The following is a 26,089-nucleotide window of genomic DNA, read 5'->3' as shown; positions in this document are numbered from 1 at the left end:
AGAGCTGTATGCTCTTAAAAAGTTGGGACTTTAGATATTTGAATTAGAAAGCGAATAAACAATCTGTTGAACCTCCTTTAAAAGTTCTAAAAGTTTATTCGCTTTCTCCAAAGCATCGTCCAAATCCTTTGTATCAATTTCTATCTTAATCTGTTTATCCATCCCCCTCACCACCTTTCTCTTCCTGCTGCCCTCCCTGCTTAAAGGCTTGCTGGTAGATATCCACCTTCTGGACATCTTCCTCTTCTTCCCTCTTCAGCTGCTTTTCTTCCTCTTCTGCATTTTCCACCCATGGGTGGTTCTTAAGAATGGTCTTATGGGAGATGATGCCCACGCTCTTCGTAGCAATGTCAGCCAGTTCCGATTCGCTTCGGATAGCTGTCCTGGTCCAGGTCTGTGTTATCTGTTTGCACTCAAAACCCAGATGCCGGCAGATTGCACGTACCAGCCGTCCGAAACCAAGCTTAAACTCCGTCTCCATCAGGCCCGCCTTCAGCTCCAAAAGAGAATACAGGTATTTAAGTGCTTCCCCTGAAGTATTGCCGAACTTCTGCGGGTCCGGGTCCACTCCCATCCCCTGTTCAAAGATTGCCTTCCTGGTAATTTCCAAGAACTTCTCTCTGGCTTCAATCGGGATACTGATAGTCAGAGCCTCCACGCCTCCACCTCCTCCGGTACCATCAGTCTCCACCTTGATTGCCTTATATTGTTTCAGGTCGCTTACAAATGTCTTTAGGTCCTCTCCCCCGTAGTTGGTCAGGATAAAGATGATTTCCTGTATATCCTCCAGGTCATTCAAAAAGCCGCTGAATACCTTGTCATAGGCATCAATCAGCGGCTTCACGTTGACCAAATCATCCATGAGAATGTTATTATTGTAGAATGGTATAAATGGCACTTCTCCAAGTCCATGCTCAAAGTCATTAACCATCTGTGTGCTTTCGTCTGGGGAATCAGCCATTTCGAATATGTTATATGCCTCTAATCCCGTTTCTGAAATGGAACTGCTCTTTTTCTTATACACGCAGCACCTTTCTGCCGTCCAGTATTCCCAGACATAGATTACCTTTCCATCCACGGCATCCCTTGTCTTATAATTCCGCAACACGGCATCTAACTGTCGGTCCAGGTCTGTGGAATACACCGGGATAATCTGCTTCGGGTCTATGGTCCCATACTTCCAGTTCCCGTCATCATCCTCCCAGTAGTGCAGCCATGCTACCTTGCAGTTTGAGGCCTTGACGCACAGGTCCTTGCATACCTTCGCATATTTGTCACCCAGCAGGTCTGCTATCTGCCTATTCGCCTTTTCATTTCCCACATCAAACAGCGGCGGGGCAGAAAACATGTAGGCTGCCTTCTGGTTGACAAGCAGGCCGTGGAAGTTCCGCGGTATGCGGTTATCCGCATTCCGCAGCGGGTCATTCTCCCGGCTCTTTCTGGCCCCATAGAGGATGTCGTTCTTATTCTCATAATACCGCTCAGCTACCTTGGATTCCCTTATGAAACGCCGATGTCCAACAGAACAGCTCTTTATCAACTCCTTTACTATATCAATTGTCATAATCTGTGGCATCCCACCACCTCCTTTATTTTAAAACTGAGATTCCGCCCTTCTTGGCACAGTTCTCGGCAATACCTGTCGTTGCATCCGGAGCATCATCATGCTTGTTCTGACCCTCGCGCTGGTATTTTATCATTGCATTATGGTATTCAGGCCATCGGTTCTTCCAATCCTCTGGGTAATAGATATGCTGCATCACCCAGGAAGAGTTGGAATAAATGCGGGCCTGTTTATTCTGTGTCTGTGTGAACCACTTTATCGTCGTATAATTGCTGCCCAGTTCCTGTTCCAGGATGCGGCGTACATTTCTTGCAAAGCCCCGGCCGCCATTGTTAGACTCAATCCTGGCCAGGTTTACCGCTCCTTCTAACAACATCCTGGCCGTGGCCGGTTCTGTGACTTCCATAGGTTCCTTTGTGTACAGGATATCCAGTACGTAAGCTTCATTGGCAAAGGTAACGCCGTAGTTGATGCTACACAAGTAATCCTCGCCGGTATCCGCCGTATCCGTGTAGTTCCGTATCTCCTTGAACTGCGGCAGTTCCCCTGAATAGGTCTTGAAACTGGTGTATAGCCTGCCCTTCAGGTCAATCGGTTCCTGCTGGTAGTTGGCTGATGCAATGTCGGCACCCATGGCCTGTATCTTCGCCTGGTAGGATTTATAAGACAGAACCTCCGGACAGAGCATCTCATGTGTGTCTGGATTCTGGAGCGCTTTCATGGAGATATGCCGCACCTTTGCCCCTGCCTCCTTGAAATGCTCCAGCGCCCGTCCTGCCAGGTCATCGCTGGCCCACCGTGTCATGATAATGATAATTTTTCCGTCTTCCTCCAGGCGGGACAGCATCGTGTCCGTAAACCAGTTCCAGTGTTTCTCCTTGGTCAGCTCGTTATTGGCTTCCTCAGAATTCTTGATGAGGTCATCGATGATGAGCAGCGTGGCGCCGAAGCCGGTGGCTGTGCCGGTCGGGGACGTGGCCAGGTAGTTGTTGTATCCGCCCTCCAGGCTCCAGAGATTCATGGCTCCGTCACCGCGCTTGATGGATACCCCAGGGAAGATATCAGAGAACACAATGCGGTTTTCATCTGCCTTCTCTTCCTGGATGTCATTACGGACGGACTTGGAGAACATGGTGGAAAGTGTCTCGTTGTAGGAGCCGGTCATGATTTTCTGCGTCTGGTCGTTGCCCAGCACCCACTCAACCAGGAGGCCTGCTGTCCTTGACTTTCCGTGGCAGTCTATCGGGGTGGTTCATTTACAACCAATACTTCATCATCGCTCTCTATAAACTCCTGAAATCCTTTACATAGGTCCACCAGATACTTCCGACTCTCTTTGTAAAAATCTGGCGCTTTCAAATGGCAATAAAAAAAGAACTCGCGCCGCGCAAGCTCTAACATCGCTCCTGTTCGTATCAGCTTTCTATCAACCACTACCAATCATCACCCCCTTTAAGCGTACTTCCAGGTATATCCATATGCCTTTTTTCTTTTTCCTCTGCAGCACGCACATATCAAACTTCCTTCACCTCTACCAAGTGCTCTTGCCGCAGATTCAAGGGAGTCATAAACTGTCCCAGTCTCTATGCACATCACGCTTTTCATCTGAGCTTTATTCATAGCCCGAATTGCTTTTTGAATACTACCTTGAGCCTTCAATCCATTATGGTAGAAATGGAGGTTCTGTTCCTTGGGTGTTGCCCACTCCAAATTTTCCAGTACATTATTCGTCACAACGCCATCTTTATGGTTCACGGTTTCTTTTCCATCTGGATTGGGAATAAATGCGTCAGCAGCCAGCCTGTGGACATGGCAGGTTTTCTGTAGGTTGTCCCTGTACAAGTCTACTATCAAATATCCATTGTTTTTTCGTCTCTGATGCTTTATCTCTCCCTTTTTGAAATAATATGTATTACTATGGTTTTTCACTACCCTATCCAAACTCCTGACCTGCCCCATTGTTGACACCTGGTAAATTCCTTCGTACCCAACAATATCTTTCCATTCCTCCATATAAACTCCCTCCGTTTTGGGCAATAAAAAAAGAACTCGCGCCGCGCAAGCTCTATCTTCGCCCCCCCTGATTATGGTTTCTCTAACCACCATGAATAAGCTTCTTCAGTTCCTCGGTGGTCAGACCGGCGTAAGGGTTTGTGGTATCAATCTGGCCGGACAGCTCTACCTTATCCTTAAACATGCCCAGATGCCGTCCAATTAATTCCAGGGCCTTAAGCTTATCGGACAGTTTATATTTTTTGATATATCCAACAAATTCTTTATCCTCTCCAGTCCCCTCGTAAACATCCATTACTTCCAGACCGGCAATGCACGCTGCCGTCTCGTTATCCAGGCCGTTAATATCCAGCGGTTTTCCTCTATCGTCGAACAGCTTCCTGATATCGAAGAACCCTAATTTCGCCAGCTCCTTAAGTACCATGTCTTGGGTAATCTCTGTACGCTTCTCGCGTTCCCTCATACGTTCATCAATATAAGCCATAACGTTAGTATTTGTTAGTAATTTACTTCCATTTACTCTTGCAGATTCGTCCTTCTTGACCTTTGGATATGCAACCTTGTACGCCCTGGTGGCATTAAGGTCAATCAGGTATTCATCTGCAAATCTCTTCTGTTTTGGCGTTAATGCCATGGGCTCACCTCCTTTGGGTACAGAAAAGAGCCGCCCCGGGGGGGGGGTGGCCCTAAATAAATTCATTTTAAAGCATCTATGCCTTTTGTTTGGATTTCAAACAATCCATGTAATATGGATGCAAAATTATATATAAATAAAATTCTGGCATTTCTTGATGCCTCAAAGAAATACCTCCATTCCACAAATGAATCTGACATTTTTACAACATCATCAACAAAATCATTTTCATCATAATTTGAATCCACCTCATTACATGCACTAACAACCAATCGCTTTATAACAATTTTGGTATCATCATCTTGGCTATCAAATAACTCTTTAATTTTATGTCCTCTTAAATCAGGTTTTAAACTTTTTAAAAATAACTCTATCGAAAATGATAGATTAACTATTGCTGGGATGGCGGCCATAGCTTCTTCTGCGCCTCCGTTTGGATTATTTATAATTCCTAAATATTCCTTGGCACCAGTTTTATAAAACGCATTTGCTCCTAAAGCCCGCCTGCTTTCCATATCCAATTTCATAATTGCTATCCTCCATATTAGAACATACATCTACCATACCCTTCCTTTTATAAAAACGTCCCTCCTGTTCTAGCTGGGGCTAATCCAAGCCAGAAAATCAAGGCACTGCAATATCTATCTAAGTAGGGAGTGATATTTAACCCACTGCCGTTAAACTAACGGAGTCCCTTAACATCGTACCAACATCTACAGTGATGAGGCGAAATCTTCTTATATCCTACAAATCACCACCATCCAGCTTCAGATTACCAGCATATGCAATTTGCGCTTTCGGTGGAAACTCCACGGGCACAAAATCCTCTTCCCCATTATATTTATACCTATTGTCTCCAAAGGATAGTGCATATTTATCCAATTTAAAAGCCAACTCGCTATATAGCAATCCAGAATCCCCTAAATATACCAAACCATAGTTTTGCAATTCTTCTGTATATTCGTCCAAGGTAATGGTACTTTTTGTAATATGTTTTTTTAAATATTGTAAATCTTCTTCCAATACATCTCCAACAATACGGCATAAAGATAAAAATTGTCTCTTTGATAAATAACCATATCTAAAGCATATTGTCAAATTTGTTATATATTTTGTCTTTTGTAATGTATCCACCTTAATAATCTTATCCAATATCCGCTTTGCAAACTCTGGATCATCCTCATATTTACTTAAGACTTCACCCATGGACCTAATATTCTCGTCATCGATACAATTTCCTACTAAGAACGCCTCAAATCGCTCCAAAAACAACTGCATTTCAATAAATGCTGGTCCCGCCTTTCCAGATTTTATTAATCTCGCAAGTGCCATAATATCTCCAGATAGGGCAGACATAGCATCTGATATGAAATCTGACGATGCTTCCTTTACTTCACTCGATTTAACTAATTGTGTTGCCTTTTCTAATATGTTCATATTGGTCCTCCCCTCCCCTTTTCCCCATCATACACCAAAATCCGCCAAAAGAAAAGCCCCCGCCGCATTGGCAAGGACTAATCAAAAGGAGAAAATCTGTCTATGTATCTGGATAATGTCGTGGGGAATAAAACCAAATACCTCACCGCCTGCGTACCCTGCGGCATTGTCCCGTTAAAGTACGGGCCTGTCTTATGAGGGATTACACGAAGCCGGTTAATCGGCTACCAGGGTGTGATGCCTGGCAGTCGCTATTTGTGAGGAGGAAGCAAAATCAAGTCTTTTCTGTATCACCCAATTTTGCATATTACAATTATAAATCGCCCAACCGGACATGACAAGGACACGATTTTGACACGCTCTTGTCAACCCCTAATCCAGCATGATGGCATCAGCCCCAAACAGATATATGCTCAGTATGCCCGTAAGCTCCGTAATCCAGCGCCTGGCCGTCCGCTCCCCGTATCCATACACCTCCGCAATGCTCTCATAGGTCATCCCGTCCAGATAGAAATACTTGAAGGCCAGATACTTCTCATGCGTATTCTTCCGACACTCCTCATCCTCCAGGAGCTTCAGGCACTTATCTATATGGCCTATCATGACAATACTTCGGAGCTTGCTTTTAAGGATGCTGTTGATGAAAATGTCCTCCTCCGTGAACTCCTCCAGCTCATCACTGTTTTCCATATCCGACAGTTCCGCCACACCCTCCTCCACGCTCTGGCAAATCCGGTTATAATTCTCCATCAGCTTCTTGGTGTTCTGGAATACCTTGACCTTCTTCTCCCTCCGGGTCTGTCTCTCATGTTCTTTCAGAACTTCCCTGGCTGCCAGCCTTGCCACTTCTTCCAGCGCTTCTGTCTGTTTCATCGGCATCACCTCCTCCCGCATCCAGCCACGGGCACGCCCAGCATCCGTACCGTATCCTGCCCTTGTTAGTCCTCTTGCCATCACACCCGTGACGCCCGTTGTCTATGTAGCACTGTCTCATAATACCGTATCACTCCCTTCGGCGGCCGGCGCAGCTCCGGGACCGGACAGGCCACTGTGTATGTAAAGGGCGGCATTCGGGCCGACCGTGTATCCGGCGGCGGTTCCCGGACGGCTGATTCTGCCAAAGCTGCCACAGCTGATTCCCGCAGGACCTTGTTGACCTTGGCCTGCTTGCTGTCTGCTTTCTTTCTCAATCAGGCACCTCCTCTGTATCACAAATGTCAGTTTGTCTAACAACCTTCAATCGCCTTGCCTTCACATTGTACTTTTACTTTTGCAAATGCAGCAAAGTATCTATCGCATCCGCCTTTATCACAATCACAAAGAGTAATCTGTTTTTCTGTTATGTTCTCTGGATTGATTATGATATTATTTTCAAATCCACAATATGGGCATTTTACTTTTATTTTCATGAATAAACCTCCTTAATCTCAGTTTATCTGAGTGGCCGCTATTACCATTGCCGTATGCAATGTCAACATACAGTCTCTACAAAGCATTATTGTTGTCCAGCCTTGCCCAGTTGTCGATGCTTTGATTTCCCAGATTTCCGTATCATTCGACTGCTGTCTGCCGCAATCATTACAGACTCCATGTCTTTTACATTTTTGGATTTTTACCATTGTTCATTTCTCCTCAAAATATTAATCTATCTGAACATAATCCGTGTAATCAATTTCCTCACCGCACTGTGGGCACTTGTCCGGCATATCACCACATTCATTACAACATATAATCGTATTACACTCCGGGCATAGCAATTCCCCATAATCGTCTATTGGCTTTACCATGACAATCCTCCGTTAAATCTTAATTTTATTGAACTATCTGCTTAACGATTTTCTCAATCAAATAATTAACCGTTTCCGCCTGTGTGTGAGATTTTTTCGCATATGTAAGCATTTCTTCTGACATAAGTGTTTTATCAACGCTGTTGATAAAAGTACTTATCATTTCCAGTTCTTCCACTTCGTCATAGCGCACAAATTCTTCTTTACGTTGAAAACGCCTAAGTAGTGCTTTATCTAGCCTATCTGCTCTGTTGGTAGCTGCTATGATGATTTGTCCATCTGCGAGGTTATCTAATGCTTGCATCAAGGAAATAACAGTTCTGGCCAATTCCCCATCTACACCGCTATCCCCACCACGGGCAATTCCAATACAATCCACTTCGTCCAGCATCAATACGCATTGTTGCCCCTTGCAGAAATCAAACACCTTTTGTATGTTCTGTGATGTTTTCCCCATGTAGGATTCAATCAAATAAGAAAAATTGAGATATGCATATGGTAGTCCCAGTTTGAAGGCAACATACTTTGCAAACTCCGTTTTCCCTGTTCCAGGTTCTCCGTATATGAGAGTGCTGTTCATGTATGGAATTCCATATTCCATCATTTTCGATGTCACACTCACCCCTCGCTTAATATCTCCAAACAGCTTTTCCTGCTGTTTTCCAAGATAGTATCTGTCCTCCCTAAAACCCGAAACATCCTGCATATTTAATAACCCTTTAATATTTGCTGGTAATTCAAACAACGTCGTATTACCATTCTCCAGTAGTTTTCTGTAATACTGTATTGTTCCCTCATTTTTCTTTGTGCTGTCATTGGCGCAACAAGTAATTGCTATCTTTTTAGCATCCTGTATTCTGTTTTCTGCTAACGCCCTAATCAGCATCAGCATGTTTCTGTCTAATCCAGCCACATTTTACCTTCTTTCTCTCGAAAATGTTAATATTGCTGAACAAACCCGTCAGCAAAAAGGTCCATCTGTCCTTCTACGTTATCATCTTCCATCCACCAGAGGAAAACATCATAACCAGTTTTCCACTTGGTTTGCGATCCTGATGCATGAATGGCTTCTAGCATTAAGCCAAAAGCTCTAATATAAGCTCTCTGGTATGTAGGGAAATCGGCAAACTCCTTCCACCTTCCTTTGCTTGCCATCGGACAGCCCACGCATCCCACGCGATAATACCCCATACTATACAATGGATTGTGTAGTTCACACTCATTCCAGTAATAATCCCATATATCTCGGTCTGGCCAATCTAGTATTGGATTCGCAATCATATCCGATTTCAGAACACATCTTTCTGTCAAAACCCTCTTTTTGTCGTTGTCGCTCAACATCATTACCTTTTCAGCGTCTTTTTTTCCTCTCGGCTCTATTTCCTGCCTATTTTTCCGATTGTTGCTTTCTGCCCAGCGAACTCCAGTCGCAACGAAACGATTTTTTACGGTGTTCTCTTTCAGGTATTCACAACAATAACGTTGCATACGACATGGCGGCATCTTTTTCTTGGGAATTAGTTGCCACATCGTGAGTTCTGGCATATGTATAGTTGTTTTGATTCCCTGCTCCTCCAACCGCTTGAACTGCTCTCGAATGTGGTATACTGTTGGCGGCGCATCTACAGTTGTATGACTGTTGATTACCTCAAATGGCACTCCTGACCGCTTAAACAGTTCCAGCATCACATCGCTGTCCTTCCCCCCGCTGTATGTACATACCAGGGGCTTCCCATAATGGTGCAGGGACATTTCTGATGCCATCTTGATTCTTTCGATTGCTTTATGCTCTAAATCCATTTTCCAAAAGGAGCCGGGATATCCCGTCACGGTGGCCACCGCTCCGGTCTCCTTTCTCAAATTTCGATTTAAAATAGTTCTGTTAATGTAAGTCCTGTTTCGTATGCCTCTCCGTTTTTACAAAAGTATACATTTCCATCTCCTAAGACAAAGAATCTATACCATGTTTTTCGCATCATCATTATTGCATATGCGATATCCATGGTTGAGTACATATCAAGGACATATCTCCAACTCATCCCTCTGCCTCCATCCGAAAATAGTTAATACTCATCATCGTCAACCAATATCTTACAATCTTCCCATTCGGCTCCGCACCGGGCGCATACCAGAAAATCCGGTTCATCTGCATACGGAACCCCTCTGGTGCAATCGCAATATCTGCATTCCCAGTGGGTTCCTGGTGGCTTTTTTATAAATCCATACTGCACCGCGCAGCCTCGGCATATATTTAATTCGTTTCCATTCTTCTTGTTTTTGATTTTTACTGTCTTGGATGTATGGCAATCGCACATATCACATTTCATGTTCAAATCCTCCTGATTAACCAATCAGCATCCCTTCCGGAATCACCTCAGGAAAAGCCAGCAAATTTATTTGTCCTGTGTACTTGTCCTGTGCAAAGTTAAAATCCGATAGCATTTCTTCCTTCGCACGTTTATAAAATTCTTTTGATATTTCAAACCCATAGCTATTGCGTTTCAGCTCCTTGCAGGCTCGTAAGGTTGTTCCGCTTCCAGCACATGGATCAATTACCACATCCCCCTCGTCTGTAAAAATCTCAATCAGGCGTTTCAAGAGAGATACACTTTTCTGCGTCGGATGAATTTTGGGATACTGGCTTTCCTTCGTAACAGAAAACCAATTGAAAACCATGTGACCGTCGTTGTTGAATTTTGGAAGTTTTTCCCGATACAGCACCAACCCATACTCCGTCGCTCCTACAATTTTCATGTTTGCCTTCAGCACCTGGGCTGAATAGTTTTTAATAAATACCAAAGGAATGTAATTGCTAAATCCATACCGCTTAGCATAATCAATCACGGTCTGAATCTGCTGGAATGAGCAAAATATAATCATACACGGCGCTTTTCCTACTTCCTTCGGTTCCTTTTTTAGCAAACGATTACAAAAATGGAAATACTCTGCGATGTTAAAATTCAAATCCGTGTTAAAAAATGTCTTTCCGGCTTTTTTGCTCTCTCCATTCTTGTTGTCGCCACCTATATACCATTCTGGGTTGGACGCATATGCGTTTACTCCCAAATTATATGGGATATCAGCTATCACCAACTGCGCTTTGGGTATGCCATATCTCTTGTAATTCTGGAAATGGTCATTGTATAATTCCGTTTTCACGCTTCTTTGTTTCCTCCTTTTATCCCTGCTATCAGGGTCTGTCTGTTTTTCTCCGCAATTATCTCTCGGACTGATTCCTCTGGGAATGGCAGCTGGAAGGTACGCTCCTTTATTCTATTGGTTATCCTGTCATCATATTTCAAGTCCTGCAGGCTTAGATTGCTGGTGTATATCGTTATCAGATTGTCCTGGTAACGTCCATTGATGATGTTGTAAAACCGTTCTCCAATCCAGTCCTTTGGATACTCCGTTCCGAAATCATCTATCGCCAATACCTTAACAGTGGATAATGCTCTTAACAGGTCGCTCTCGCTTCTGTCCTTATCATCCCATGTGGCCTTAATCTCGTTGATAATCTGCATAGAGCCGGCAAACTTAACCTGCATCCTGTATGCACTGACCATCTCGTTTGCTATGCTTGCGGCCATCCGTGTCTTGCCTGACCCTTTAGCCCCAGAATATAGGTACAGCCCCATCCCGTCCTTTTGCATACTGTCCAAGTTGTCCAGATAGTATTTTATAGCCGCGCATGTATTAAGAATCACCTTTCTGCTGTCCTCATTGCGGTATACATCCAGTCGGAAGGACCGTATATCCAGCGCTTTGAATGCCTCAGGGATGTTTGCAAACTCCAGCTTACGCTCCATAATCTGACGCTCTACCAATCCGCATCCACATCTCCGGCCATATTCAATCCCGTCGGAATCTTTCCAGTATACCCACCCTGTACCGTGGCATATGGGGCAGACATCAGAATCCGGTAAATCCTTCCCCTGCTCCTTCGAGGTAGTCGTCATTGTACTTCTGCGTTCCCTCTGTATCCGACTGACCATTTCCTGTAATGGGTCCAACTCTTCCACCTCCTGTGTAATTTGCATCCAGATAATCCACATATCCGCTGTTAAAAAACGTACTTCCGTTCTGCGGTTTCCTCCAGGATGCATCCCGCCTTAGGTCATCCTTGTATCGTTCAATGGCCCTCATAAGCTCATCCTCCCCAACTTTTAGGAGTTTCTGCTTCTGGGTATCGGATACCTGCCCTTTCCCCTTCTTGCACGGATACAGCTTCCACATGGCCTCAAACAATACTGATGCCTGCTGCTTCCTGTCCCCGGATGCACTATATATATTATTTTCTTTCTTTATTTCTTTATTTCTTTCTTCTATTGTTGTCGTTCGTTTGTCGTTAGAATGTCGCTCGCCTGTCGCCTGAGTGTCGTCTTGGCTGTCGTCCGATTGGTACAAATCATAGTTTTTTATTGTAAATACGCTATATTTGTTTGTCGCTTTGCTTGTCACTTCGCCTGTCGTTTTTAGATGGGAAATTCCTGTCCTAATCTCCCTTTCTGTAAGCCCTGTTTCGGATGCAAGATTCTTGATGGATGATACAAAAGAACCACGCGGGACAGTTGTACCCAAGAATTTTCCATCCTTCCAGTTGGCCTTCAGGAGCATGTGGATGAATAAAACCTTCGTGTTTATGTCCTGATACCATTCCCAGTCCAGAAACTTGCGGTAAAGCTTAATATGTCCATCCATTCTATCACCTGCTATCAATGTCTCGTCCGACTTCCCACTCCTTATACAATGCTATCCAATCATCCAGGCGCATTGTAACCAGCCAGGTGCCACGATTACGGCGGTGAAACACGGATGGGTAGATTTCCTTGTCTGATGGTATCTGTTCCGCCTGCGTGTCCTTTACAGCCTGCTGCATGGCATCATAAAGATTAAGGCGTTCAACCCTCTTGCACTCTATGTGGATTCCGGGAAGTCCTACTACATCCGCATCACCATTTGAACCGCTATACTGCTGTCCCCTTCGGCAATCGTATCCATAGTCTCGGAGATAATTGGAAAGTTCCCTCTCGCCTCGTTTTCCTTTGTTGCGCTGTGATTTGCCCATCATACGCCTCCTACTTCAAATGTTAATCTAAATAACTTTTCCCAAACTCCTGCCGGAATTCTTCCCTGTTCCCATAATGTGTCTCATAATATTCCTGCGCCATCCTTTTAAGCTGCAGGTCAATCTTACGGTTTTCCGGGGTGGGGTTAAATCTAACCCCATTGGGATGTAAGTCATATCTCAATGGGATGATAAATCCCCTTTCCTCTGACTTGTTCTTGTAGCCCTGCCTGCCCTCAAATATATGGTGTCGCTCCACATAGGGACTGCCAGTAAAAAAACAGTGGTCCATATCATCTGTGAATGCACTCCATAACTTTTTAGCCATCCTGCGCCCTCTTTTTATAATGCTGGCCATATATATTCATCATCCGTTCCAGCTCCTGCGGCGGAAGCGTCTCTATACCCATTTCCTGGCACTCTGATACCAGACCATCAATGAGCTTGCTCATCTCATCCGTATCGTAAGTACTGGACCCTCGCAGCATGATGTATGTGCGAAATGGGGTTCCATCACTGGCAACCTTAACCTCAGCGGTTGGCTTGATGTGGTATGTCTCTGCCTCCAGGGCCTTGTGTTCTCCCTCATCATCATCCGGCACAACAACATATATAAGATGGCCATCCACTTCCTCCAGCTTACCGTAACGGCGGAGCATAAGATTATGTGCCCGGTTTTTGCTTATCCCGGATGCCTCGGCCAGCTTTGTGATGAGCTGCCAATAATATGCGTTTGCATCCAGGCTGCGTTTCTTCTTGTAGGCCTTAATAGCAAGTGCCAACATCTTGTCTGACAGCTTGTTGATGTCGCTGCTTATGTCATTATCAATCTCAAACGTAAGCAGGAACCTTCCCGTAATCCAATCTTTTGTTACACTTTTTAATGTCCCCTTACAATCCATACACTGTTCCTCTTAATTCCATGGCAGACCTGACTCCGGGTCATCTGGTGGGATTGTCTCAGGGTCTGGGGTGGTAGACTTATCCGGCTTTTTTTTCAGGACATCCATTGCATCTCGGAACTGGTCTATTTTCATTTCATGAATGTCACTCAATTGATAATTTTGTAGGATTCTGAGCTTTCCAACCCCTGTCCTTTTCAACTCCAAAAACAGCGTGTTAATTTGTGCCTCCGTAACCAGTTTAGACTCCTGTTCCTCTGGCCGACTCTCGGTCTGGCCCAGCTTGTACACCACCTTGTTGCTCTTGCGCCTTTTGATTTCCAGCGCATTAATGTTGCGGTTGTCATCATATCCGATAAGTGATACATAAAATCGGTCGTTGCAGCTATATCTCACCTTTCCGTTTCGGTCCTTGCCGTTCTCGCAGATATCACAGTTATCCTTTTCAATCCAAATAAAAGGAGCCGCATATAACTCTCGGCCAATACCCCAGTTAAAACAGGCTCTCTTGAAACTGTCAGAGGCAAGTCCCTTCTCCTTCTCGGTATTGCTTTCTGTACCGGTATCCTCCTTTTCAATCCACTGGTGCTTTTCTTCGTCCCATATGGATACGATACAGTTTGCATTATCCCTGCAATGTCTCCGCTGCCAACCCATTGGTCCTACTGTCTCATCAAGTATGTTCTGGTCTACTCTGGCATTCTTATACAACAATAGGGATAATCCATTTTGGGATACAGTTGCAATCCGGCAATCTATCTCATCCTTTTTAAGCAGCCGAAATTCAAGCTTCGCTTTCCCCATCAGTTTCACACTCCTTTTCCGTAACCCGGCTGACCCACATATCAGCCATATGTAACAACAGGTACAAAGGTGTTTCTTTACCCTGTATCTGGTATTTGAAATTGCCGTACATACCATTGTGCATCAGTATTGCCCAGTTCTCATCCTCCGTCAGGTTAATGTGGCGACCTGCAATCTGTATGGAACGGACTTCATGGTCAATGTACATAAGTTCTGGATTTCCGATATACGGTTTCGTGGGGGACTGATATGGCTCTGCATTCTTACCACGCCCCTTAAGCATGTTGATAATATAGTTCGGTTTCCCAAACTGTCCAGCCTTACCAAGGTCATGAAGCAATGCACATATGATGACACTGCTCTTATCCACTTCTGGATATAGGATGCTGGAAAGCTTGTCCATCAGCTCATATACATTCAGGCTGTGTTCAGCCAGCCCTCCAGGGCAGGCCAGATGGTACTGTGTGCTACATGGCGCTGTATAAAATCCCATCTCATCCATTTCCACCAGAAGGTCAGCAATTCCCTGCCTGTCAGTTGATAATAATAATTCCTCGGTTCTATTCTTAATGTTTTCCATGTAAAAATCCTCCATTTAAATTTAGTTCATACTGCCACCCATCCATTAAGTGGATGGCATCCTGCAAGGACCTCCTATAATCCCTGCGCTCTGCTTCCCGTTTCTGGCACTCATCACATACATGCCCTTCACCGGGGTCAAGATAACAACCACAGGAATCACAACGGTATGGATGCATCATTCTAGACCTCCTGCTGCTCTTTCTTTTTTATCCCCAGGATACCAAATATAACTTCTTTGTCCACGTACCCAGTCTCGTCAATGTACTTCTGCACAGCACTGATTTTTTCTATTGCTACTTGTCCTTTAATAAAAATATCCATATCTACGTTTTTAAACTGAATATCTGCGTAATAAGCCATCTTTACAATCCCTCTCTTCCTGTGCTATATTATTAATAGTGTTATTTTTCATCTGGCCGACCGGAGTTCGTACCTCCCTCGGCCTTTTCCTTGCCTTACCATTTCCCCACCCGTAGGGATTAATCCCCAGGGCTGCCGCTGCACGGTTTGTCCCATTTCTGCGTTTGCTCATCCTGCGCCTCCGCTATTTTATCTTTCCTTTAAGTTCATCCAATGCAGTAAGGTATAACGCCTGAAGGGTCGAAACCTGGTCACCTATATCATCACCGGCTAACGTTTTTGAAACGCCCGAAAGAAGAGTAACTGTAAGAGCAACGACATCTCCATAATTACCCCGTATCGTTGTCTCAGCTTTCTCCCCGTGTGCTTCAATCCCTACGATGGGTACATTCTTTTCAGTTTTAATCATTGATTTTTCCTCCTGAATCCCTTATACTAAGGGTGTGATATGCTTTTAGTTGTCTTAATGCCGTTTGGTGCGCCAACACCTGCGGCATTTTTTCCACATCCATAGACCCCCACCTCCCTTCACAGTCTCACGCCCATGGACCGCCCGGTCAGTTCAGCGCGAATCCACATCTTGAGAATCTCAATCGCCTCACCAACCTTATCTGCCACTTCCCATCCAATCCACCGGCGAAGCCATTCGGTGTCCCCTGTCTGCAGCTGGTCCAGATACTCCTCATAATACTCGCGGTATGGGTCCAATTCCATCGCCGCGTAAACCTGCGCATCCTCCGCGTCCGTCTTACTCACGGACAGTCTTGCTGCCCTATCCGCGATTGCCTCCATCTGTACTTTTGTCATCTTTATATTCTCCCTTCACAACCTCTCCCTTCACAACCTTACGCCCATGGCCAGCGCCATGACCACTATAGCTACCATCCACATCCCCAGCAGCCAGATAACCGCCGGCACAATCCACTTGGCTGCCCTCATAATGGGATGCTCGTCCCATTCGTCATCGCATCTCAATTTCGTACACCGCCCCTCTGTCGTATATTACACGGATTTTGTCACCATTGATGTCCGTCACTATGGCCTCATGTGCGTTGACTGTTTCCATGTGGCCATCCAGGCCCGGGTAAACCGCTTCCAGGTACTGGCGGATACGGTGCTCCGCAAATGTCTTAGCTCTCATTGGCTTGTCCCTCCTCTTAATGGCCTTCCAGCCAGCTGCTCTATCAACCAAATGTCATCCATCCGGAACCGTCCCGGATTGCATTTTCTGTTACGCAGGGTTGGTAATGGCATTCCTATCTTTTTAGCTAATCCCTCATCGTTCAGGTTATTTCGTACCTTTGCCTCGTTGATTAGGATTTTCACCTCGTCCCCCATTTGCTGGTAAGCACTCTTTTTCATTCCGTCTCGCCTCCTTCCTCTCATAGTCCTTGCACGGATACCACCGTGTCCGTTCCGGGCACTGGCTATACCGGCAGGTCTTGCATGTCGTGTTGATATGTACCGCCTTCCTCGTTGCGTTTTGTCCCCCTCCTTGGTATACTGTACTTACAGGCGTTGCCGCGCCAAGTATAAAAGGAAGGAAAAGGATAGTTTTATGAATATTGATTTTTCAGATACTGAACTTTTGTTTCTCTATGGGAGTCTAAAACAGGAACTCTCCAATATTAAATCCACGAAGTCCATAAAAATTTCCAAATCAGAAATTAAACTATATGAATCACTACTATCGAAAATGGAATCCGCTTATCCTCCGCTTAAGAATCTACCTCTTTAACAAATTCTCCTTGGGCCGTTAAAACTTCACTTTTGACGGCTCTGTCCATAATTTCCTTAAATGATAGGTACGGCTTAATAGAAACAATGTAGGGCTTACCACGTAATGTCAGAACATTACAATACCGTTTCTGCCGTCCCAGCAACATCCTAACAGCCAATTGTTTAATCATCCCCTCTCACCTCCTTTTCCCAGTTGACATATTGTTTTACTCCCCTCCCTGTGATACAATTTCTTTATTATATACAAGGGAGAATCCTAATTTGAAAACCATATTTCCATTCAACATACCTGCTAAATATTATCCACTGTTGCTTTTAACAATCATTTACGTTGTTTCAATTGCAAGAGCCTTTTTGAAACTCAATGAGATAATTGGATGTCTAAAAACCTTAACTGCATATTTAAGTTCTGCATCCATCTCTAAAAGCCCTTATGATGCCGTAGGCTTCCATTTGGAAAAAAGAGGGCACTATGATTTATGTCTGAATGATGTTCTAGTTAAGTTTCCTGTAATAGAGAAATATTCTGGATACTACACTGGCACTCTTGAATATGGCGCACCTGATATAACTAATTACCGGACAGCTGCAACGCTTTACAATGAACTTTCAATGAAGCGGAATTATATTTATCAGGACTTCAAATCTTCCTTTAATCCAATTCATGCGATAAAAACGCTTTTTACTATCCCTAGTTCATTAATTGAATGGATAGGTTTCAACCCTTCTGCTATAGTTTCCAGAGTCGTAAACATTATCGGTTGGATTGTCTCTTTTATCCTTGGGCTCTATTCAGAAGAAATAAAAGCCTTAATAACCGCTTTACTCCAAAACCTTACAAAGTGATAAATAAGTAAGCATGAATAGCAGAGCGGATTGATATTTTGAAAGAATCTCGCCATCAAAAGTAAAAATCTGCTTCATAATGATTAGACCGCCTAGTGTCAATAATAATGTGAGGCTATTTTTTCTCATCCTCTCTCACCTCCTTTTCATAGTTGACACACGCATGTGATAGTGGTATAGTTGCTTTATCGAACATGTGTTTGTTTAGGTGCTATTTTTCTCTCTGTAAAATAACCACATAAAATCATATTCAGGGAAAAATACTTTCCATATTTTTTTTGCGTCATCAAAGTAAACTCCTCTCTCTTTACTCCCCTGAATATTATCACTTACTGTTTGGTATCTACATCCAAGCAAATCTGCGATTTGAGTGAAAGTAACATTTTTCCCTTTCATCGCTGTAAGTAGATTATTGTACATGCAATCACCTCTCTTTCCATATTCGCACCAGCGAATATCTTGACTGTATTATATTCTCACATGCAACCATTGTCAAGCACTATATTTTCATGTGAGAATATTTTCGTCTCTTTTTTATGCTTCTTATATGTTTTTGCGTTTATTTCTATTTACAATATTCGCAAAATCGTATATAATATAAAGCATCAGAGAGAGGTGAAAATATGAATAGGGAGCAACTAATTCAACGATTAATAAAGGAGCAAGGATATAGTTTAAGGGCCTTTGCAGAAAAATGTGACATCCCATACACAAGCTTATATACGATATTGAATCGAACCGGCATTGGTAAAGCCAGCGTTGATGTGGTTATCACAATATGTAGCGAACTTGGAATAACTGTAGATGAACTTGATGAAATGGCAAAAGGAATATCGCAATCCAAATACGAGCCAACATATGAGGATATTCAAAGCCTTATTGCCCGTAATGGGAAAAAACTCACGGTCGAACAAAAACAGGATATCATTAGAACGTTATTGTCTGATGATGACTAAAGGAGTGATTTTGTTTGGAACGACGCGAGATTTTTCGTATTATTTTGGATGTATACGAAACCTGCGAAATAAAAGAGTTTCCCATTGATTGCATTGATGTTATTAAAAAATTAAAAATCCCTTTGTATAAGTATTCCGAACTTTCTGCCAAAAAGGAAAAAGAGTGTTATAGGGTAAGCGACGATGCATTTAAACTCAAAGGGAAAATCTATTATAATGATGCCTTCTCGTATATATGCAGGCAACGTTTCACGCTAATGCATGAGGTTGGACACATATTATTAAAACATGTTGGTGATACCAAAGAAAATGATGACGAAACAAATTATTTCGCCAGCCATTTTTTAGCGCCACGTATTCTTATTCACAAATATAAATGCCATGACGCAATCCAGATACATGACAAATTTGGTCTGTCCTATCAGGCATCTAACAGAGCATTGATGTCCTACAAGGAATGGTTCCGCAACATCTCATACAGTGCAACCAGAAAGCCCACAGAACCAGAATTACAGCTGGAGCATATTTTCTTTCCAGAGACAAATATTATTCCGCTCATGGAAGGGATTGTACAACCAGCCAGGGGGTGTTATACTGAAGAGGATGAAGATGACCATTCTGAATTGAATGAACGTTCTGATTTTATGAGATTAATAAGCAGATGGCATGGAGACCGTGGCTTTGGCCTTGCAGAAAACAAATGGTTTTACGGGAATGATTTATGATTAAATAGCCCATGGCTTTTTAATAAAATTCGGCTTAGCCGTTAACTTAGGAGGAATGTGTATGAAACAGAAATTAAGCAAGTGTCTACTTATCTCATTTATATTAGGTGTACTATACCTGATATATTCGGCCACATACTGGTCAGGTGCTGCCGGGAGCGGAGCGTCTACCGCCGAACAGATTGGTTCCGGTTTGGCCACTGCAATAGTGATGCCCCATCTTGTATTCACAGCACTCGCTGTAATCTTTAATGCCCTGGGGTTATTCATGAGAAAGCGAGGCTTCGCATTAACGGGTGCCATACTGTATACTGTTGCTTTAGTATTATTCCCGGTTTATTTCATGTTTGTAGTCATACAGATGATTTTATCATATGTCGGATTTGCAAAAATGAAAAAAGAGAACAAGCCGGCTAATTAGGATCATATTGAGGAGGATTTACAAATGAAAAAACTTTTTCTGGCAACCTTACTAACCACTAGCATTATATTATCAGCCTGCAGTTCCGGAACATCTGAGGCGCCAACCCAACCGGTCTCCGTGTCACAAAAAAGCGAAGACACCAAATCAGAAGCGAAGAATGATACGAAGGAAACGAGTGCTGATGATACTCCAGCGGAAGAAACTAATGCAGAAGCACCATCTGATGAAGTCACGCTGGAAGAAAAAGAAATCTATAACCAAGATAATATCATTGTCACTGCGACCGGACTTAAGATGGATGGTTTTTGGGGGCCTGAAATAACGCTACTTGTCGAAAATAATAGCGATAAGAATCTCACTATCCAACCTCGGAATAGTTCTGTTAATGGATATATGATAGATTTGCAGATGTCATGTGATGTTGCTGCAGGTAAAAAAGCAAATGATGGTATGGTCATATCCAACAGTGATTTAGAAAAATGTGGGATAGATACTATTGCGGATATTGAGTTCTCCTTACATATATTTGAAAGTGATTCCTGGGAGTCCTATGTAGACACTGAACCGATAAAGTTGACTACTAGTGTCGGCGATGGATACCAGCAAGTATACGATGACAGCGGAGAGGTCCTTTATAACAATAATGGCATTAAAATTATATCAAAAGGTCTTTTGACTGATGATTCAATCTTTGGGCCGCAATTCATAACATATATTGAAAATAATTCAGACAAGGGCATTACAGTTCAAGTTAGAGATACTTCTGTAAATGGTTTCATGATTGATTCTTCCATGTCCGCCGAAGTAGCCTCCGGGAAAAAGCGGATTAGCGCAATGAGTTTTTTAAGCAGTCAACTTGAGGAAAACAAAATTACGGAATTTAAGAACATTGAAACGTCATTTCATATTTTTTATACCGATGGATGGGATACCATTGAAGACACCACACCTATAACTATTTCTTTTAAATAAATAGTAAGCAAAAAGCCCCTGTGCGGGAACACAGAAGCTTTTCACATAGATTTTCTCTTACCAGGCTACCCCCGGAAGATAATCCAAACATAGACACTTGGATTATATCATTCCTGGAGTGTTCTGGCAAGGGGCGTATTTATTTTACCCATTTTTTAGGAGGAATGATACCATGGCACAGCAGAAAAAAACTAAAAACAAATTACCGTCAGGCAATATCCGCATCCAGGTATATGACTATACAGACGTTGACGGCAAGAAGCATTACAAATCTTTCACAGCCCCTACGAAGAAGGAGGCCAAGTTTCTGGCCGCCCAATGGGCCGCAGGCAAAGCAGGCATGACTGCGGAGAACATCACCCTGTATGAAGCCGTCACGCGTTATATAGACGCCAAAAGAGGGGTTCTGTCTCCCAGCACCATAAGGGGCTATGAGGCTGTACAGCGTAATTACATCAAGCCGTATGAATTGGGACGCATTAAACTGAATAACCTAACCAATACAGCCCTTCAAGTATGGATAAGTGATATCTCTGCTAAGGTAGGCCCCAAGAGCGTGAGGAATGCACACGGGCTTGTATCGGGCACATTAGAGATGTTCCATCCTGATTTTCATATTAAGACCACCCTGCCTGCCAAGAAACGGCCTGCGTTGTACACGCCATCGGACCAGGACATAAAGACCCTGCTACAGCATGTTGAGGGGAAGGAACTTGAGATAGCCATTTTCCTGGCTGCTTTTGGTCCATTGCGCAGAGGAGAAATATGCGCATTGGATAGTGACGACATACATGGAAACGTGATTGATGTAAACAAGAGTGTGGTTATGGGGCCTGACAAGATGTGGCATATCAAACCGCCCAAGACCTTCGGCAGCTACCGTCAGGTAGAATTTCCGGGTTTTGTGATAGAGAGGATGAGGGGTATAGAAGGCCGCATTGTGAAGGCTACTCCAGACCAGATAACCCACCGGTTTGAACGAGCCATCAAATCAACAGGATTGCCAAAATTCAGATTTCACGATCTGCGCCATTATGCTGCCAGCATCATGCACGCTATCGGGGTCCCTGACCAATATATTCTCCAACGCGGTGGATGGGCCACTGATAATGTCATGAAAACGGTTTATAGGGATGTCATTGACCTGGAAACAGTTCGCCAGACAAAGAAAATCAACAGGCACTTTATCAAGGTGTCCGGTCTCTCAAAATAGAATGTATCACACGAAGTATCACACGCGGCCCGCAATCCCCTGTAAAATAAAGGTTTTACTATGGGTTCGAGCCCCATTACTTCCATTTTTCATACCCATTTTCAGTTTACGATTCCATTTCATTTTTCTTTCATCCCCCGAAGCCTGTTTTTTCCAGTCTTCTGTTTTTTCCCTTGCTTCCTTATTCGTTCCCATGGCTTTGACCAGGGGGTGGGGATTATCAATTTTAAGATTTTCTTAATAATCTATTCAAAGAACATTCAAACATTCCGGAGTATTGCATGCTATACTAAGTACATAAGAAATGCACGAATGTTTAACAACTATCCTTCAACCCTTTTTGAAAATCCGAAAATCCTAAAGAAAATTGCTCCGTACCGCCTGGTACGGAGCTTTTTCTATGTATTCCATATTTTTTGACTTTCTTTATCTCTGGTTCAGTCCTGCCAGGACTTTCCTCAATTTCTCCACATTTCCATCGTCAAAACAATATCCGTCCATCCCGCAGCGGCGCGCGCCCTCTATGTTAAGCTCCAGGTCATCCACAAAAAAGCATTCTTCAGGCTTCAGATGGAACCGCTCAAAGAGATGGCCGTATATCTCCTTCTGGGGCTTCAGACACAGGACATCGGCCGAGAACAGGATACCGTCAAAACAGTCCACCGCGGGCAGCACGTCCTTATAGCAGCTCAAAAGGCGGACGGATGCATTGGAGCACAGATAGATGCCATAGCCCATGGACTTAAGCCACCTGACCACATCCTCCATTCCTTCCTTTTTATACATGTTGAACTCATGCCAGCGGTTAAAGCACAGGGCTGCCAGACTGCGCTCCTCCTCTGTGTCCAGGCGGGCCTGCATCTTTTTTAAGGCCATATCCTCCGGTATGACTCCCATGTCCAGCAGAATCCACTCAGGTGATACGAATATAGCGGTGCTGACCTTTTTCCGGGTCTCCTGGTCCTCTATGAAATGCCTGCACACTCTGTCCGCCGTGTAGTCCACCAGGACATTTCCCATATCAAAAACAATGTTCTTAATCATCCTATCCTCCTGCTCTCTTTTATATATATTATCGCTTTCAAACCTCCGAAGGGAACATCCTGCCATATTCAAAAACCCGGGACAAGGCCCCGGGTTTCATGTCTCTTAGGCTTCCGGTTTTTCAACCTGAATAATGGCAGCCTTCTGCATGGGAATACGGCAGTTCTTATTGTTACCGAATTCCACAATGACTGTATCATCTGTCATGTCGATGATAACGCCATAGAATCCGCTGCTGGTGAGAATGGTATCACCAACTGCAACGCTTTCCAACAATTCCTTTTGTCTTTGCCTCTCCTTCTTCTGAGGACGGATTGCCATGAAATATAACATACCTCCCAGAAGAACAATATAGAGAACCCAGAACATCGGACCACTTGTCATTCCATTTTCCTCCTTCACACCTACCGCCGCCTCGCCGCAGTAGTTTCTTATTCATCAGACGCCGTACTGTTCGCACGGCTGGAACCTTCCATACAGGCAAGCTTGGCCGCTTTATACTCAGCATAGCGGTGTTCCTCGATGGCGTCGCGAATCTCTTTCATCATTGTATTATAAAAATACAAATTATGCAAGGTACATAATCTCATTCCAAGCATTTCTTTTGCCTTCAGCAGATGGCGGATATAGGCCCTGCTGTAGGAACGGCAGGCAGGACAGCCGCATCCCTCTTCTATGGGGCGGGAATCCAGCTCGTATTTCTGGTTAAACAGGTTCAGCTTACCCTGGTTGGTGTACACATGGCCGTGGCGTCCGTTCCTGGATGGATATACGCAGTCAAAAAAGTCCACGCCCCGGTCCACTGCTTCCAGGATGTTGGCCGGGGTTCCCACGCCCATAAGGTATACAGGCTTGTCCTCAGGCAGGCAGGGCACTGTCACGTCCAGGATATGGTACATCTCCTCGTGGCTCTCTCCCACTGCCAGTCCGCCCACCGCATATCCGTCTAAGTCCATGTCCCGTATGGTCCTTGCATGTTCCATGCGTATCTCGTCCACCACGCCGCCCTGGTTGATGCCGAACAGCAGCTGCTCCCGGTTCACCGTATCCGGCAGGGAGTTAAGGCGCTCCATCTCGGTCTTGCAGCGCGCCAGCCAGCGGGTGGTTCGCTCCACTGAATGCCGGATGTAGTCGTCGCTTGCATGGCTGGGAGGACATTCATCAAACGCCATGGCAATGGTGGAGCCAAGATTGGACTGAATCTGCATGCTCTCCTCAGGCCCCATGAATATCTTGTGGCCGTCGATATGGGAACTAAAGTAAACCCCTTCTTCCTTAATCTTGCGCAGTCCTGCCAGGGAAAACACCTGGAACCCGCCGGAATCCGTAAGGATAGGGCGGTCCCAGTTCATAAACCTGTGAAGCCCGCCAAATTCCCTTATGAGCTTGTCACCGGTGCGCACATGGAGATGATAGGTATTGGACAGCTCCACCTGGGTGCCGATTCCCCGAAGGTCATCCGTTGAAACAGCTCCTTTGATGGCGCCCACTGTTCCCACATTCATAAACACAGGCGTCTCCACGGTGCCGTGTACTGTTTCCATGCGGGCGCGCTTCGCACGCCCGTCCTTTGTTATGACTTGATATTTCATATGATATGCCTCAATTATTCCTCATCGTCTGCCAGGGCAGCTTTAATCATGATGGCGCACTCAATCCGCTTCTTCTGCATCTCACAGCCAATGTCATATGACCCGTTGATGGAGCCGCTGAAATTATACGCGTTGGCAGAACAGCCGCCGCTGCAGTAGAACCTGGCAAAGCAGTCCTTGCACCCCGGCTTGGCGTATACATTGCAGGTCTTGAACTCGTCCCTGATATCCGTGTTCACAACGCCTGTGTCCACATTGCCCATAAGGAATTTCTCATTGCCCACAAACTGATGACAGGGATAGAGGTCGCCCCACGGGGTCACTGCCAGATACTCGGTGCCGGAACCGCAGCCTGCCATGCGCTTTGCCACGCAGGGCCCCGCCTTTAAGTCCAGCATAAAATGGAAGAAGCTGAATCCTCTTCCCTCCTTTTTCCGCTTGATATACTCTAAAGCCAGGCGGTCGTACTCCTTTAAGATAGCCGGGATGTCCTCCTCCCTGATGGCGTAATCCTCTGCCGGGTCAGCCACCACCGGCTCCATGGACATCTGCTCAAATCCCAAGTCCGCATAGTGGAGCACGTCGTCCGCAAAGTCCAGATTGTTTCTGGTAAATGTACCGCGGACATAATAATTCATCTGCTTCCTGCTGTTCGCAAACTTCCGGAACTTGGGGACAATCAGATCATAGCTGCCGCTGCCGTTACGGAATGGGCGCATCCTATCGTTGACATCCTTTCGTCCGTCCAGGCTCAGCACCACATTGCTCATTTCACGGTTGCAAAATTCCATCACCTCGTCATTTAGCAGAACTCCGTTGGTTGTCAGGGTGAAACGGAATTTCTTGTGGCGGGCTTCTTCCTGGGAACGGCCGTATTCCACCAGCCGCTTCACCACATCCCAGTTCATCAGGGGCTCGCCGCCAAAGAAGTCCACCTCCAGGTGTTCCCTGTTTCCGGAATTGGCGATAAGGAAGTCCAGTGCCTTCTTTCCCACCTCATAGCTCATGAGAGCGCGGCGGCCATGGTACTCGCCTTCCTCTGCAAAGCAGTAACGGCAGGCCAGATTGCAGTCATGGGCAATGTGCAGGCACAGCGCCTTCACAACCGTCTTCCTCTTCTTAAAGTCTACCACAAAATCCCTGTAAATATCCTTGGTAAGGAGCTGCTCTGCTTCAATCAGCTGCCCAATTTCCTCCAGTGCCTCCTCAATATCCTCCTGGCTGTATCTGTCCTTAAGACAGACCCTTACCTCTTCCTTCACTTCTGAAGGCAGGGCAGCCGGCGCTTCCATCTCCGGAATCCGCTGCGAAACCAGCTGCACGGCGTCGTAGACGACCGGGTCCACCACATGGACGGAGCCGCTGTTGACATCCAGGACAATATGATAACCATTATTTATATACTGATGAATCACGAATCTACTCTCTC

42 protein-coding genes are annotated in these 26,089 nt (G+C 44.7%); 6 read left to right on the top strand and 36 right to left on the bottom strand.

Annotation, left to right across the window (positions count from 1 at the left end; genetic code table 11):
- Positions 1–30: 30 nt before the first annotated feature.
- The 30 genes from G614_RS33310 to G614_RS0100640 all read right to left on the bottom strand — a co-directional run bounded on the left by G614_RS33310 (position 31) and on the right by G614_RS0100640 (position 17,058).
- Positions 31–162, bottom strand: a complete 132-nt coding sequence (locus G614_RS33310) for a hypothetical protein (RefSeq protein WP_278245973.1) — start codon at positions 160–162, stop codon at positions 31–33.
- Complete coding sequence (locus tag G614_RS0100800; protein ID WP_027640398.1) at positions 155–1,576, bottom strand: phage portal protein; 1,422 nt, start codon at positions 1,574–1,576, stop codon at positions 155–157. Before G614_RS0100800 ends, G614_RS33310 begins: the two co-directional genes overlap by 8 nt.
- Positions 1,577–1,589: 13 nt before the next feature.
- Complete coding sequence (gene terL, locus G614_RS29185) at positions 1,590–2,759, bottom strand: phage terminase large subunit (RefSeq protein WP_049948034.1); 1,170 nt, start codon at positions 2,757–2,759, stop codon at positions 1,590–1,592.
- 257 nt (positions 2,760–3,016) lie between these two features.
- Positions 3,017–3,577 (bottom strand): NUMOD4 domain-containing protein, encoded by a 561-nt coding sequence (locus tag G614_RS26490; RefSeq protein WP_044917297.1) that lies wholly within the window; start codon positions 3,575–3,577, stop codon positions 3,017–3,019.
- Between the two features lie 82 nt (positions 3,578–3,659).
- Entirely contained in the window at positions 3,660–4,211 is a 552-nt protein-coding gene (locus tag G614_RS26485; RefSeq protein ID WP_044917273.1) for a terminase small subunit, read from the bottom strand.
- A gap of 62 nt (positions 4,212–4,273) precedes the next feature.
- Entirely contained in the window at positions 4,274–4,738 is a 465-nt protein-coding gene (locus tag G614_RS0100775; protein ID WP_155245009.1) for a hypothetical protein, read from the bottom strand.
- 217 nt (positions 4,739–4,955) lie between these two features.
- Complete coding sequence (locus G614_RS0100770) at positions 4,956–5,648, bottom strand: hypothetical protein (protein ID WP_027640395.1); 693 nt, start codon at positions 5,646–5,648, stop codon at positions 4,956–4,958.
- Between the two features lie 372 nt (positions 5,649–6,020).
- A complete protein-coding gene (locus tag G614_RS0100760) occupies positions 6,021–6,602 on the bottom strand; it encodes a helix-turn-helix domain-containing protein (protein WP_027640394.1) in 582 nt (193 codons plus the stop codon).
- Complete coding sequence (locus G614_RS0100755; RefSeq protein WP_027640393.1) at positions 6,602–6,838, bottom strand: hypothetical protein; 237 nt, start codon at positions 6,836–6,838, stop codon at positions 6,602–6,604. Before G614_RS0100755 ends, G614_RS0100760 begins: the two co-directional genes overlap by 1 nt.
- A gap of 36 nt (positions 6,839–6,874) precedes the next feature.
- Entirely contained in the window at positions 6,875–7,057 is a 183-nt protein-coding gene (locus G614_RS0100750; RefSeq protein ID WP_027640392.1) for a hypothetical protein, read from the bottom strand.
- Between the two features lie 231 nt (positions 7,058–7,288).
- Complete coding sequence (locus tag G614_RS30990) at positions 7,289–7,435, bottom strand: hypothetical protein (protein ID WP_155245008.1); 147 nt, start codon at positions 7,433–7,435, stop codon at positions 7,289–7,291.
- Positions 7,436–7,460: 25 nt separating this feature from the next.
- Positions 7,461–8,348: an ATP-binding protein gene (locus G614_RS0100740; protein WP_027640390.1), complete on the bottom strand. Its 888-nt coding sequence runs from the start codon at positions 8,346–8,348 to the stop codon at positions 7,461–7,463.
- A gap of 26 nt (positions 8,349–8,374) precedes the next feature.
- Entirely contained in the window at positions 8,375–9,199 is an 825-nt protein-coding gene (locus G614_RS0100735) for a phosphoadenosine phosphosulfate reductase family protein (RefSeq protein WP_027640389.1), read from the bottom strand.
- Positions 9,200–9,303: 104 nt separating this feature from the next.
- A complete protein-coding gene (locus tag G614_RS30985; protein WP_155245007.1) occupies positions 9,304–9,474 on the bottom strand; it encodes a hypothetical protein in 171 nt (56 codons plus the stop codon).
- A gap of 24 nt (positions 9,475–9,498) precedes the next feature.
- Positions 9,499–9,762 carry a hypothetical protein gene (locus G614_RS0100725; protein ID WP_027640388.1) on the bottom strand — a complete coding sequence of 88 codons (264 nt, stop codon included), beginning with the start codon at positions 9,760–9,762 and terminating at the stop codon, positions 9,499–9,501.
- A 16-nt stretch (positions 9,763–9,778) separates the two neighbouring features.
- Positions 9,779–10,594 (bottom strand): DNA-methyltransferase, encoded by an 816-nt coding sequence (locus tag G614_RS26480; protein WP_044917270.1) that lies wholly within the window; start codon positions 10,592–10,594, stop codon positions 9,779–9,781.
- Positions 10,591–11,445 carry an ATP-binding protein gene (locus tag G614_RS0100715; RefSeq protein ID WP_242827965.1) on the bottom strand — a complete coding sequence of 285 codons (855 nt, stop codon included), beginning with the start codon at positions 11,443–11,445 and terminating at the stop codon, positions 10,591–10,593. The genes G614_RS26480 and G614_RS0100715 overlap by 4 nt, the downstream gene beginning before the upstream one ends.
- Positions 11,345–12,151, bottom strand: coding sequence for a hypothetical protein (locus G614_RS0100710; RefSeq protein ID WP_242827964.1), 807 nt, complete (start codon positions 12,149–12,151; stop codon positions 11,345–11,347). Before G614_RS0100710 ends, G614_RS0100715 begins: the two co-directional genes overlap by 101 nt.
- The gene (locus tag G614_RS0100705) at positions 12,138–12,503 is read right to left on the bottom strand and encodes a hypothetical protein (protein ID WP_330366681.1); all 366 of its coding nucleotides are present in this window, start codon (positions 12,501–12,503) and stop codon (positions 12,138–12,140) included. The genes G614_RS0100710 and G614_RS0100705 overlap by 14 nt, the downstream gene beginning before the upstream one ends.
- Before the next feature lie 19 nt (positions 12,504–12,522).
- Complete coding sequence (locus G614_RS0100700) at positions 12,523–12,828, bottom strand: hypothetical protein (protein WP_027640384.1); 306 nt, start codon at positions 12,826–12,828, stop codon at positions 12,523–12,525.
- Positions 12,821–13,402, bottom strand: a complete 582-nt coding sequence (locus G614_RS0100695) for a hypothetical protein (RefSeq protein WP_027640383.1) — start codon at positions 13,400–13,402, stop codon at positions 12,821–12,823. Before G614_RS0100695 ends, G614_RS0100700 begins: the two co-directional genes overlap by 8 nt.
- Before the next feature lie 12 nt (positions 13,403–13,414).
- Positions 13,415–14,206 (bottom strand): hypothetical protein, encoded by a 792-nt coding sequence (locus tag G614_RS0100690; protein ID WP_027640382.1) that lies wholly within the window; start codon positions 14,204–14,206, stop codon positions 13,415–13,417.
- The gene (locus G614_RS0100685; protein ID WP_027640381.1) at positions 14,187–14,786 is read right to left on the bottom strand and encodes an HD domain-containing protein; all 600 of its coding nucleotides are present in this window, start codon (positions 14,784–14,786) and stop codon (positions 14,187–14,189) included. Before G614_RS0100685 ends, G614_RS0100690 begins: the two co-directional genes overlap by 20 nt.
- 182 nt (positions 14,787–14,968) lie before the next feature.
- A complete protein-coding gene (locus tag G614_RS0100675; RefSeq protein ID WP_027640379.1) occupies positions 14,969–15,148 on the bottom strand; it encodes a hypothetical protein in 180 nt (59 codons plus the stop codon).
- Positions 15,149–15,332: 184 nt separating this feature from the next.
- Complete coding sequence (locus tag G614_RS0100670) at positions 15,333–15,557, bottom strand: hypothetical protein (protein ID WP_027640378.1); 225 nt, start codon at positions 15,555–15,557, stop codon at positions 15,333–15,335.
- A gap of 119 nt (positions 15,558–15,676) precedes the next feature.
- A complete protein-coding gene (locus tag G614_RS26475; protein ID WP_044917263.1) occupies positions 15,677–15,955 on the bottom strand; it encodes a hypothetical protein in 279 nt (92 codons plus the stop codon).
- A 30-nt stretch (positions 15,956–15,985) separates the two neighbouring features.
- Complete coding sequence (locus G614_RS30980) at positions 15,986–16,123, bottom strand: hypothetical protein (protein WP_155245006.1); 138 nt, start codon at positions 16,121–16,123, stop codon at positions 15,986–15,988.
- Entirely contained in the window at positions 16,110–16,289 is a 180-nt protein-coding gene (locus G614_RS0100650; protein ID WP_027640377.1) for a hypothetical protein, read from the bottom strand. The genes G614_RS30980 and G614_RS0100650 overlap by 14 nt, the downstream gene beginning before the upstream one ends.
- A complete protein-coding gene (locus tag G614_RS0100645) occupies positions 16,286–16,510 on the bottom strand; it encodes a hypothetical protein (RefSeq protein ID WP_027640376.1) in 225 nt (74 codons plus the stop codon). Before G614_RS0100645 ends, G614_RS0100650 begins: the two co-directional genes overlap by 4 nt.
- Before the next feature lie 356 nt (positions 16,511–16,866).
- Positions 16,867–17,058 (bottom strand): hypothetical protein, encoded by a 192-nt coding sequence (locus G614_RS0100640; RefSeq protein WP_027640375.1) that lies wholly within the window; start codon positions 17,056–17,058, stop codon positions 16,867–16,869.
- A gap of 91 nt (positions 17,059–17,149) precedes the next feature.
- On the opposite strand from G614_RS0100640, the gene G614_RS0100635 reads away from it, so the two are divergent.
- On the top strand, positions 17,150–17,734 hold the full coding sequence (locus G614_RS0100635; RefSeq protein WP_027640374.1) for a hypothetical protein: 585 nt from the start codon (positions 17,150–17,152) through the stop codon (positions 17,732–17,734).
- 204 nt (positions 17,735–17,938) lie between these two features.
- Here G614_RS0100635 and G614_RS0100625 read toward each other — a convergent pair whose 3' ends face one another.
- On the bottom strand, positions 17,939–18,154 hold the full coding sequence (locus tag G614_RS0100625) for a hypothetical protein (protein WP_027640373.1): 216 nt from the start codon (positions 18,152–18,154) through the stop codon (positions 17,939–17,941).
- 203 nt (positions 18,155–18,357) lie between these two features.
- Between G614_RS0100625 and G614_RS0100620 the strand changes: the two genes are divergently transcribed.
- The 5 genes from G614_RS0100620 (at position 18,358) to G614_RS0100600 (ending at position 22,024) form a co-directional block, all read left to right on the top strand.
- The gene (locus G614_RS0100620; RefSeq protein WP_027640372.1) at positions 18,358–18,690 is read left to right on the top strand and encodes a helix-turn-helix domain-containing protein; all 333 of its coding nucleotides are present in this window, start codon (positions 18,358–18,360) and stop codon (positions 18,688–18,690) included.
- 14 nt (positions 18,691–18,704) lie between these two features.
- Positions 18,705–19,415, top strand: a complete 711-nt coding sequence (locus tag G614_RS0100615; RefSeq protein ID WP_027640371.1) for an ImmA/IrrE family metallo-endopeptidase — start codon at positions 18,705–18,707, stop codon at positions 19,413–19,415.
- Between the two features lie 61 nt (positions 19,416–19,476).
- Complete coding sequence (locus G614_RS0100610) at positions 19,477–19,836, top strand: hypothetical protein (RefSeq protein WP_027640370.1); 360 nt, start codon at positions 19,477–19,479, stop codon at positions 19,834–19,836.
- Between the two features lie 24 nt (positions 19,837–19,860).
- Positions 19,861–20,811: a hypothetical protein gene (locus G614_RS0100605; RefSeq protein WP_027640369.1), complete on the top strand. Its 951-nt coding sequence runs from the start codon at positions 19,861–19,863 to the stop codon at positions 20,809–20,811.
- A 172-nt stretch (positions 20,812–20,983) separates the two neighbouring features.
- Positions 20,984–22,024: a site-specific integrase gene (locus G614_RS0100600; protein ID WP_027640368.1), complete on the top strand. Its 1,041-nt coding sequence runs from the start codon at positions 20,984–20,986 to the stop codon at positions 22,022–22,024.
- An 18-nt stretch (positions 22,025–22,042) separates the two neighbouring features.
- On the opposite strand, the gene G614_RS30975 is transcribed toward G614_RS0100600, so the two are convergent.
- From G614_RS30975 to scfB, 5 genes are all read right to left on the bottom strand, one after another.
- Positions 22,043–22,219, bottom strand: coding sequence for a hypothetical protein (locus tag G614_RS30975; protein ID WP_155245005.1), 177 nt, complete (start codon positions 22,217–22,219; stop codon positions 22,043–22,045).
- A 231-nt stretch (positions 22,220–22,450) separates the two neighbouring features.
- On the bottom strand, positions 22,451–23,068 hold the full coding sequence (locus G614_RS0100595; RefSeq protein ID WP_027640367.1) for an HAD family hydrolase: 618 nt from the start codon (positions 23,066–23,068) through the stop codon (positions 22,451–22,453).
- Positions 23,069–23,173: 105 nt separating this feature from the next.
- A complete protein-coding gene (yajC, locus tag G614_RS0100590; protein ID WP_027640366.1) occupies positions 23,174–23,452 on the bottom strand; it encodes a preprotein translocase subunit YajC in 279 nt (92 codons plus the stop codon).
- Positions 23,453–23,499: 47 nt separating this feature from the next.
- On the bottom strand, positions 23,500–24,660 hold the full coding sequence (gene tgt, locus G614_RS0100585) for a tRNA guanosine(34) transglycosylase Tgt (protein ID WP_027640365.1): 1,161 nt from the start codon (positions 24,658–24,660) through the stop codon (positions 23,500–23,502).
- A gap of 14 nt (positions 24,661–24,674) precedes the next feature.
- Positions 24,675–26,075 (bottom strand): thioether cross-link-forming SCIFF peptide maturase, encoded by a 1,401-nt coding sequence (gene scfB / locus G614_RS0100580; RefSeq protein WP_044917258.1) that lies wholly within the window; start codon positions 26,073–26,075, stop codon positions 24,675–24,677.
- Positions 26,076–26,089 lie beyond the last annotated feature (14 nt).

The organism is [Clostridium] clostridioforme AGR2157 (genome assembly GCF_000424325.1).
GTDB lineage: Bacteria > Bacillota > Clostridia > Lachnospirales > Lachnospiraceae > Enterocloster > Enterocloster clostridioformis_A.
The sequence above is the reverse complement of the archived record's forward strand: the minus strand, read 5'-3'. Positions and strand labels throughout refer to the sequence as shown.

What these genes read in the sequence shown, in the direction of transcription:
- G614_RS0100640 (WP_027640375.1), bottom strand. Translation starts at nt 17,058, where the DNA reads ATGATTAAACAATTGGCTGTTAGGATGTTGCTGGGACGGCAGAAACGG.
- G614_RS0100625 (WP_027640373.1), bottom strand. Translation starts at nt 18,154, where the DNA reads ATGTACAATAATCTACTTACAGCGATGAAAGGGAAAAATGTTACTTTC.
- yajC (WP_027640366.1), bottom strand. Translation starts at nt 23,452, where the DNA reads ATGACAAGTGGTCCGATGTTCTGGGTTCTCTATATTGTTCTTCTGGGA.
- G614_RS0100605 (WP_027640369.1), top strand. Translation starts at nt 19,861, where the DNA reads ATGAAAAAACTTTTTCTGGCAACCTTACTAACCACTAGCATTATATTA.
- G614_RS0100645 (WP_027640376.1), bottom strand. Translation starts at nt 16,510, where the DNA reads ATGAAAAAGAGTGCTTACCAGCAAATGGGGGACGAGGTGAAAATCCTA.
- G614_RS0100690 (WP_027640382.1), bottom strand. Translation starts at nt 14,206, where the DNA reads ATGGGGAAAGCGAAGCTTGAATTTCGGCTGCTTAAAAAGGATGAGATA.
- G614_RS0100750 (WP_027640392.1), bottom strand. Translation starts at nt 7,057, where the DNA reads ATGAAAATAAAAGTAAAATGCCCATATTGTGGATTTGAAAATAATATC.
- G614_RS0100800 (WP_027640398.1), bottom strand. Translation starts at nt 1,576, where the DNA reads ATGCCACAGATTATGACAATTGATATAGTAAAGGAGTTGATAAAGAGC.
- G614_RS0100735 (WP_027640389.1), bottom strand. Translation starts at nt 9,199, where the DNA reads ATGGCATCAGAAATGTCCCTGCACCATTATGGGAAGCCCCTGGTATGT.
- G614_RS0100600 (WP_027640368.1), top strand. Translation starts at nt 20,984, where the DNA reads ATGGCACAGCAGAAAAAAACTAAAAACAAATTACCGTCAGGCAATATC.
- G614_RS0100620 (WP_027640372.1), top strand. Translation starts at nt 18,358, where the DNA reads ATGAATAGGGAGCAACTAATTCAACGATTAATAAAGGAGCAAGGATAT.
- G614_RS30975 (WP_155245005.1), bottom strand. Translation starts at nt 22,219, where the DNA reads ATGGGAACGAATAAGGAAGCAAGGGAAAAAACAGAAGACTGGAAAAAA.
- G614_RS0100685 (WP_027640381.1), bottom strand. Translation starts at nt 14,786, where the DNA reads ATGGAAAACATTAAGAATAGAACCGAGGAATTATTATTATCAACTGAC.
- G614_RS0100705 (WP_330366681.1), bottom strand. Translation starts at nt 12,503, where the DNA reads ATGATGGGCAAATCACAGCGCAACAAAGGAAAACGAGGCGAGAGGGAA.
- G614_RS0100595 (WP_027640367.1), bottom strand. Translation starts at nt 23,068, where the DNA reads ATGATTAAGAACATTGTTTTTGATATGGGAAATGTCCTGGTGGACTAC.
- G614_RS30990 (WP_155245008.1), bottom strand. Translation starts at nt 7,435, where the DNA reads ATGGTAAAGCCAATAGACGATTATGGGGAATTGCTATGCCCGGAGTGT.
- G614_RS26490 (WP_044917297.1), bottom strand. Translation starts at nt 3,577, where the DNA reads ATGGAGGAATGGAAAGATATTGTTGGGTACGAAGGAATTTACCAGGTG.
- G614_RS0100675 (WP_027640379.1), bottom strand. Translation starts at nt 15,148, where the DNA reads ATGGCTTATTACGCAGATATTCAGTTTAAAAACGTAGATATGGATATT.
- G614_RS0100775 (WP_155245009.1), bottom strand. Translation starts at nt 4,738, where the DNA reads ATGAAATTGGATATGGAAAGCAGGCGGGCTTTAGGAGCAAATGCGTTT.
- tgt (WP_027640365.1), bottom strand. Translation starts at nt 24,660, where the DNA reads ATGAAATATCAAGTCATAACAAAGGACGGGCGTGCGAAGCGCGCCCGC.
- G614_RS26485 (WP_044917273.1), bottom strand. Translation starts at nt 4,211, where the DNA reads ATGGCATTAACGCCAAAACAGAAGAGATTTGCAGATGAATACCTGATT.
- G614_RS0100670 (WP_027640378.1), bottom strand. Translation starts at nt 15,557, where the DNA reads ATGATTAAAACTGAAAAGAATGTACCCATCGTAGGGATTGAAGCACAC.
- G614_RS30985 (WP_155245007.1), bottom strand. Translation starts at nt 9,474, where the DNA reads ATGAGTTGGAGATATGTCCTTGATATGTACTCAACCATGGATATCGCA.
- G614_RS33310 (WP_278245973.1), bottom strand. Translation starts at nt 162, where the DNA reads ATGGATAAACAGATTAAGATAGAAATTGATACAAAGGATTTGGACGAT.
- G614_RS0100650 (WP_027640377.1), bottom strand. Translation starts at nt 16,289, where the DNA reads ATGAGAGCTAAGACATTTGCGGAGCACCGTATCCGCCAGTACCTGGAA.
- G614_RS0100700 (WP_027640384.1), bottom strand. Translation starts at nt 12,828, where the DNA reads ATGGCTAAAAAGTTATGGAGTGCATTCACAGATGATATGGACCACTGT.
- G614_RS26475 (WP_044917263.1), bottom strand. Translation starts at nt 15,955, where the DNA reads ATGACAAAAGTACAGATGGAGGCAATCGCGGATAGGGCAGCAAGACTG.
- G614_RS0100695 (WP_027640383.1), bottom strand. Translation starts at nt 13,402, where the DNA reads ATGGATTGTAAGGGGACATTAAAAAGTGTAACAAAAGATTGGATTACG.
- G614_RS0100610 (WP_027640370.1), top strand. Translation starts at nt 19,477, where the DNA reads ATGAAACAGAAATTAAGCAAGTGTCTACTTATCTCATTTATATTAGGT.
- G614_RS0100770 (WP_027640395.1), bottom strand. Translation starts at nt 5,648, where the DNA reads ATGAACATATTAGAAAAGGCAACACAATTAGTTAAATCGAGTGAAGTA.
- G614_RS0100760 (WP_027640394.1), bottom strand. Translation starts at nt 6,602, where the DNA reads ATGGCAAGAGGACTAACAAGGGCAGGATACGGTACGGATGCTGGGCGT.
- G614_RS0100725 (WP_027640388.1), bottom strand. Translation starts at nt 9,762, where the DNA reads ATGAAATGTGATATGTGCGATTGCCATACATCCAAGACAGTAAAAATC.